Source organism: Marisediminicola senii (genome assembly GCF_011057645.1).
GTDB lineage: Bacteria > Actinomycetota > Actinomycetes > Actinomycetales > Microbacteriaceae > Marisediminicola > Marisediminicola senii.
Window position 1 is genome coordinate 21,857 of sequence record NZ_JAALGE010000041.1, and the last position, 6,855, is coordinate 28,711.

Annotated in this window: 5 protein-coding genes and 1 pseudogene; all 6 read right to left on the reverse strand. The window is 67.4% G+C overall.

Annotated elements, in window-relative coordinates:
- Positions 1-42: 42 nt before the first annotated feature.
- Positions 43-1,058: pseudogene (locus G5S38_RS12100) on the reverse strand (aldo/keto reductase).
- 122 nt (positions 1,059-1,180) lie between these two features.
- Positions 1,181-3,136: a beta-galactosidase gene (locus tag G5S38_RS12105; protein ID WP_165068991.1), complete on the reverse strand. Its 1,956-nt coding sequence runs from the start codon at positions 3,134-3,136 to the stop codon at positions 1,181-1,183.
- Between the two features lie 5 nt (positions 3,137-3,141).
- A complete protein-coding gene (locus G5S38_RS12110) occupies positions 3,142-4,071 on the reverse strand; it encodes a carbohydrate ABC transporter permease (protein ID WP_165068994.1) in 930 nt (309 codons plus the stop codon).
- A complete protein-coding gene (locus G5S38_RS12115) occupies positions 4,071-5,027 on the reverse strand; it encodes a carbohydrate ABC transporter permease (protein ID WP_235929051.1) in 957 nt (318 codons plus the stop codon). The genes G5S38_RS12110 and G5S38_RS12115 overlap by 1 nt, the downstream gene beginning before the upstream one ends.
- Positions 5,028-5,145: 118 nt before the next feature.
- Entirely contained in the window at positions 5,146-6,507 is a 1,362-nt protein-coding gene (locus G5S38_RS12120) for an ABC transporter substrate-binding protein (RefSeq protein ID WP_235929052.1), read from the reverse strand.
- Positions 6,508-6,623: 116 nt separating this feature from the next.
- Positions 6,624-6,855, reverse strand: a 232-nt coding sequence (locus G5S38_RS12125; protein ID WP_235929053.1) for a Beta-galactosidase C-terminal domain, incomplete at its 5' end; no start/stop codon positions are given.

Below are 6,855 nucleotides of genomic sequence, written 5' to 3' on the forward strand. Positions count from 1 at the left end.
TCGACCCGAGCGCCTCTGGCACCCGGGTCGAGATACGACGGCTCAGTCGCTGACCGCGCGGAACCGCTGCTCGACACCCGCTGGGCCGTAGGGGTAATCCGAGACGACCGGTGCGCTGACCGTGGTGAGGCGGCCGAGCTGTTCGGCGCTCAGTTCGAGGTCCGACGCCGCGAGATTCTGCGCGAGCTGGTCGACGGTGCGCGCCCCCAGGATGACCGAGGTCACCGCGGGCTGCGCCTCGAGCCAGGCGAGCGATACCTGTGCACTGTTGACGCCGAGCTCCGTCGCGGTCTCGGCGACGGCGTCGACGATCTGCCAGGTGCGCTCCTGCGCGTTGCGTGGACCGAACGCCTCCATACCGCGATCGGGGTCTTCGCCCAGGCGGGTCGCGCCGGTGGGGTCGGTGTCGCGCTGGTACTTGCCGGAGAGCCACCCTCCGCCGAGCGGCGACCACGGCAGGAGTCCCATGCCGGCGTCGAGTGCTGCCGGCACGATCTCCGATTCGATCTCGCGCACCAGCAGGCTGTACTGCGGCTGCAGCGTCACCGGGGCGGCGAGGCCCAGCGCCCTGGCCACGTGCACGGCCTTGGTCAGCTGCCACCCGAGGAAGTTCGAGAAGCCGTAGTACCCGATCTTGCCGCTGCGGATGGCGTCGTCGAGAAAGCGGAGCGATTCCTCCAGCGGGGTCAGGGCGTCCCACGCGTGCAGCTGGTAGAGGTCGATGTGGTCCGTGCCCAGTCGACGCAGCGAGTCATCGAGGGCGGTGCGCAGGTGGCGCCGGCTCGTGCCGCGGTCGTTTGCGCCGGCGCCCATCCCGTGGTGGCGATGACCATCTGCTGCGCTTCGGTCGGGTGGGTGGCGAGCCACTTACCGATGATGGTCTCCGATACCCCTGAGCTGTAGACGTCGGCCGTGTCGATGAAGGTGCCGCCCGACTCGACGTAGGTGTCGAGCATCTGGTGCGACGTCGCTTCATCTGCCTCCGCCCCGAAGGTCATCGTGCCGAGCGCGTAGGTGGAGACGACTGCGCCGCTGTTGCCGAGGTTGCGATAGTGCATGGAGATCCTGTTCTTCGTCGAAAAGGGGATGGCCCGCCTGCTGTCCGAGGCGGGTGGCCGCGGCGTCATTGGTGAAACGCACGAACACCGACCCTACGACAGCAGGCGGGCCGAGGCCACGGTCAGGCCGTGTCGTCACCTACCTCGTCGACGATCTCGATGGCCGCCTCGCCCGTCGCGTGGTCCAGCCGGAAGACCCGGTTGCCGCGGCGCACGACCTCGATCGTCGATCCCCGCTCGCGCGTCGTGGGGATGCCGGCGTCGGCGAGCACCAGGTCGACGAGTGCGTCGGTGGCCTCTTCGCCGAGCATGGTCGCCACGTACCAGGCGCGCCCATCCCCGCGGTGGTTGACCGTGATCGCGGGCCAGCCGCCGACGATGGGATCGTCGAAGGTCGAGAGCACCGTGGCGGTACTCGGGTGAACGAACTCCCTCCACAGGCGCGCCTCGCCGGTGATCTCGCCGGTGATCGCGGTGGCCGGCACCGGCGCCTGCCCGGTCGCGGCGAGGTCGGGACCGGCGAGCGGCGCGATCTCCTCGATGCCGAGGCCGAGGGTGTTGCGCAGCTCCCCGAGGTATCCCCCGAGGTGGATGTGGGCCTTCTCGTCGACGATGGCCGAGGAGGCGGTCATGACCAGCCGGCCGCCACCGTCGACGAACGCCTCGAGCGCCTCCTGGGTCTGCGTGTCGGCGACCACCATGGCAGGCGCGATGACCACCGAGTACCGGGAGAGGTCGCCGTGCGGGTGCACGAAGTCGACGAGAATGCCGCGTTCCCAGAGCGAGCGGTACCACCCGAGGACGATCTCGCGGTAATTCAGCGCGGTCGGCACCGCCTGCTGCTCGAGCAGCCGCCAGGCGTCCCAGTCGAAGACGATCGCCACATCGGCATGGAGGGTGCTGCCGATCAGGTCGTCGAGGCCGCCCAGCTGCGCGCCGATTGCGGCGGTCTCGCGAAAGATGCGCGAGTGCTCGCCGAAATGCGGAACCATGCCCGAGTGGAATTTCTCCGCACCCGCGCGGGACTGGCGCCACTGAAAGTACATGACGCCGTCGGCGCCGCGAGCCACCGCCTGCAGGGAGTGCAGGCGGTTCATGCCCGCGGGCTTCGGCGCGTTGCGCTCGCGCCAGTTCACCGCACTCGGCGCCTGCTCCATGAGCACCCACGGTGCCCCGCCGCCGAGCGACCGCATCAGGTCGCGGGAGGCGGCGGCGAAGATCGGCGAGAACGGGTCGGCGGGGTCTGGATAGGAATCGTCGGAGACGAAGTCCACGTCGTCTGCCCACGACCAGTAGTCGACGCCCTTGAAGAAGCCCATGAAGTTGGTCGTGATCGGTATCTCGGGCGTCGCCGCGCGCAGGATGGCCGCCTCCGCCCGGAATAGCTCCCGCAAGGCATCCGAGCTGAACCGGTCGAAATCGAGCAGGTGCCCGGGGTTGCCGAAGGTGGGCGCCGCCCTGGGCGGCAGGATCTCGTCGAACGAGCCGTACCACTGCGACCAGAACGCGGTTCCCCACGCGTCGTTGAGGGTGTCGATGTCGCCGTACTTGAGCTCGAGCCAGGAGCGGAATGCGGCCGCCGACTCGTCGTCGTAGCTGTGGCTCACGTGGCATCCATATTCATTGTTGATGTGCCACGCCACGATCGCCGGGTGCTTCGCGTACCTCTCGACCATCGCCCGCACCAGCCGCTCGGCGAATCGCCGGTAGGTCGCCGAGCTCGGGCTGTAGTGCTGCCGCGATCCGGGTGACAGGCGCACCCCGTCGCGCGTGACCGGAAGGATGTCGGGGTGGTGCAGCGCCATCCACGGCGGCGGCGATGCGGTGGCCGTCGCGAGGTCGACCCCGATGCCGGCCGAGTGCAGGCCGTCGAGTACGTCGTCGAGCCAGGCGAAGTCGAACTCGCCCTCGCGCGGCTCGAGCCTCGCCCAGGAGAAGACCCCGACCGTGACAACGGTCACACCCGCCTCCCGCATGAGCCGGAGGTCGTCGGCCCAGACCTCCCGTGGCCACTGCTCGGGGTTGTAGTCTCCGCCGAACCACATTCGGTGTGGCGGCCACAGGGGTTCGTTCGTCATTCGGGTCATCCTTTCACTCCGCCGGTCGCGAGACCGGTCTGCCAGTAGCGCTGCAAGAACAGGAACGCGAAGATCAGCGGCACGGTCGATACGAACGCCCCGGTGATCACCGTCGAGAAGAGTGCCTGCGACCCTCCGCCCGCGCTGGCCGCAGACTGCAGTTGCGCGAGCCCCACCGTGATCGGGTACAGCTCGGAGCTGTTCAGCATGATCAGCGGCAGGAAGTAGTTGTTCCAGGTGCCGACGAGGTTGAACAGGAACACCGTGACGAGCCCGGGCCCGAGCAGGCGCAGCCCCACCTGCCAGAAGATGCGGAACTCGCCGGCCCCGTCGACCCTGGCCGCCTCGATGAGGCCGTCGGGGATCGCGTCGGCCGCATAGACCCTCATCAGGTAGACACCGAACGGGCTGACCAGCGACGGGATGATGATGGCCCAGATGGTGTTGGTGAGACCGGCCGACGAGAACAGCAGGTAGGTGGGCAGCGCGAGAGCGGTGACGGGAATCATCACCGCGCCGAGGGTCATGCTGAACAGCAGCCTGCTGCCGGGAAAGCGGAACTTCGCGAAGGCGTATCCGGCCATAGTGGCAAGGAGCGTCGCCCCGGTTGCCGAGACGACCGCATAGAGCAGCGAGTTGAGCATCCAGCGGGAGAAGATGCCCCCGCGAACCGAGAACAGGGTCTGCAGGTTGTCCCACAGTGCGAAGTCGCCCCCGAACCACAGGCCGAAGGTGGCGAACAGCGAGGAGTTGTCCTTGGTCGACGAGACCAGCAGCCACCACAGCGGAAGCACGAAGTAGAGCACGCAGATCCACAGCAGGACCGTGAGCAGCGGGCTGCGCTTCTGCCGCCGTTCGGACCGGGGGGCGTTGTCCACTGTTTCCTCGGCTGGCGCGCCTGCGCCAGAGGTGGAGACGGTCTTCACGGTGCTCATCACATCGCCCCCTCTCGGCGTTCGCGCCGTTGCTCGCTGAGCTGCACCACGTAGGAGATGACCGCGATCACGATCCCGAGCAGGAAGGCGATGGCCGCGGCGTAGTTGAGCTCCCGGTTGATGAAGGCGAGGTTGTAGGCGTAGTAGTTCGGCGTGAACGAATTGGTGATGGCATCAGGGGCGATGGCGTTGAGCAGGCTCGGTTCGGCGAAGAGCTGGAACGAGCCGATGATGGAGAAGATGATGGTCAGCACGATCGCGGGCCGGACCGCGGGGATCTTGACGCTCCAGGCGGTGCGGATCGGGCCGGCACCGTCGATCTCCGCCGCTTCGTACAACTCGGGCGGAATCGACCGCAGGGCCGCGTAGATGATGATCATGTTGTAGCCGATGAATTCCCAGGTCACGATGTTGATCAGCGACCCGAGGATGTTCTCCGGTGAGAGAAAGTCGGGCGTTCCGAGGCCGACCGCGCGGGAGACCTGAGCGATGGGGCCGAAGTCGGGTCCGTACAGGTAGCCCCACATCAGGGTGGCGACCACCGCGGGTACCGCGTAGGGGATGAAGATCAGCAGTCGGCCCGCCTTCGATCCGCCCGCCCTGCCGGTGTCGAGCACGAGCGCCAGTACCAGCGCGATCCCCAGCATGATCGGCACCTGGATGAGGAGGAAGAGCCCCACCCTGCCGACGCTGCTCAAGAACTGGGGATCCTGCAGTGCCCGCGAGTAGTTGGCGAGCCCGGCGAATGCCTCGCCGCCGATGAGGCGACTCTCGAACAGGCTGAGGTACCCGGAGTAGACGAGCGGCACCACGAGCATGGCGAGGAAGATCACGAAGAACGGGAGGATGAAGAGGTAGGCGGCGATGTTCTGCTTGCGCTTGGTGGTGCTGACCCGCCGCCGGGGCGGCGCGGTGGCGGAGGGGCGCTCGGCTCTGAGCGCGGTGGGGTGCGACACTTCTGCTCCTTCGTGAGGATGGTGGGCGGGCCGCGGGGGAAGGGCCCCGCGGCCCTGGTAGGGGCGCCGCCGACCGGAGTCAGGCGACGCCCCACGAGGGCGGGTTATTCGACGGCGGTCACTCGACCGTGAAGCCCTGCGACTCGGCGTAGCTGACGAGCTGGTCCTGCCAGTCGTCGAGGGCTGCGGCGATGTCGCCCTTCTCGGCGATCACTGTGCCGATCGTCTCCTCGTAGCTCGAGTAGACGTATTCCATGAACGGGAGCCACTGGAATTCGGTGTCGACCGTGTCGGAGATCTCCGAGAACAGCTCGTTGACCTTCTGGCCGCCGTAGAACTCCGATTCCTGGTCGGCGAACTCCGCGTTCTCGAGCACCGACGTCTGCGGCGGGAACAGGAACTGCTCCGTCGCGAGGCTCAGTGCCGATGCGTCGTCGTTATTGATGAACTTCGCGAGTTCGTAGGCGGCGATGGGGTTCTCGCTCGAGGCGAGCACCGCGTCCGACGATCCCCCCCAGTTTCCCGAAACGTTGTCGCCCTCTTCCCACTGCGGAAGCGGTGCCGCCCTCCACAGCCCGGAGGTCGACTCCGCCGTTCCCTGCAGGAACACCGGTCCCCACGCCGCCGTCAGCCAGCCGGCGTACTTGCCGCTCGCCAGGCCCTGGTACCACTGGTCCTGAAAGTCCACGTCGACCGAGATGAGGTCTTCCTGGATCAGGTCGGTCCAGTAGGTGGCGACCTCCTTCGCCTCGTCGCTGTTGACGTCGATCGAGACCGTCTGCTCACCGTCGTAGCCGAACGGCTTGGCGCCGCGCTGCCACATGAATCCGATCAGCTGCCCAGCCTGGGTCGCGCCGAGATTCGAGATGTACGAACCAGTGGTGTCTTTCACTGCTCTGGCAGCGGTGGCGTACTCCTCCCAGGTAGCGGGTGGTTCCGTGATTCCCGCCTGGGTCAGCAGGTCTTCGCGGTAGAGGTTGCCCATCGGGCCGACGTCTTGCGGGATACCCCACACCTGCTCGCCCGGTGCGACCTGGTTCCAGGCCCAGCCGACGTAGTCATCCTCGATCTCACTCGCACCGTACGGGGTGAGGTCGAGCAGCGCCTCGCTCAGCACGAACGACGGAATGTACTGGTACTCGATCTGCGCGACATCCGGCGCACCTTCTCCGGCCTCGAGCGCGCTGCGCAGCTTCTGGTAGTGCGGGAGTCCCTGGCCGACGTTCTCCACCGTGACGTCGATCTCGGGGTAGGTCTCCTCGAACAGGGCGACCTGGTTCTCGATGTCGGGAACCCATGTCCAGAAAGTGAGTTCGGTGGGGGTGCTGAGCGCCTCCTCGCGCTGTTCGGCGGTGATGTCGTCGGTCGTGGCGGCCTCGTCTCCTCCACCGCCTCCGGGTGAGCACGCGGTGAGCGCGAGCGCCCCCACGACGACGATGACGCCCAGCTTCCTTGCTGTACGTGATGCTGACATTGCCATGTGCCTTTCTTTTGTGATGGTGCAGGCTGTTCGGTTGGTGCAGGCTGCGGTCGGGTGGTGCGGCATAGGGGGTGGGTGATGGATGCGGCGGCTCGCCGCCCCGGCAGGGGGCGCGGTCATCCTGCCGAGAAGACGCGCACCGCCCACGGCCCGAGGGTGATGTCGTCTCCCGCCGAGAGGCTCTCGCCACCCAGCGCGTCGATAAGGTCGGCGGGTGCGACGGCCGTGGCGGGCTTCTCCGACCAGTTGTGCACGAACCAGAACCGCGTGCCAGACGGCACGGCGCCCGACGAGACGGTGACGGTCTCGTCGGGCCGGCTCTTATACACATCTCCGAGCCCACCAGAC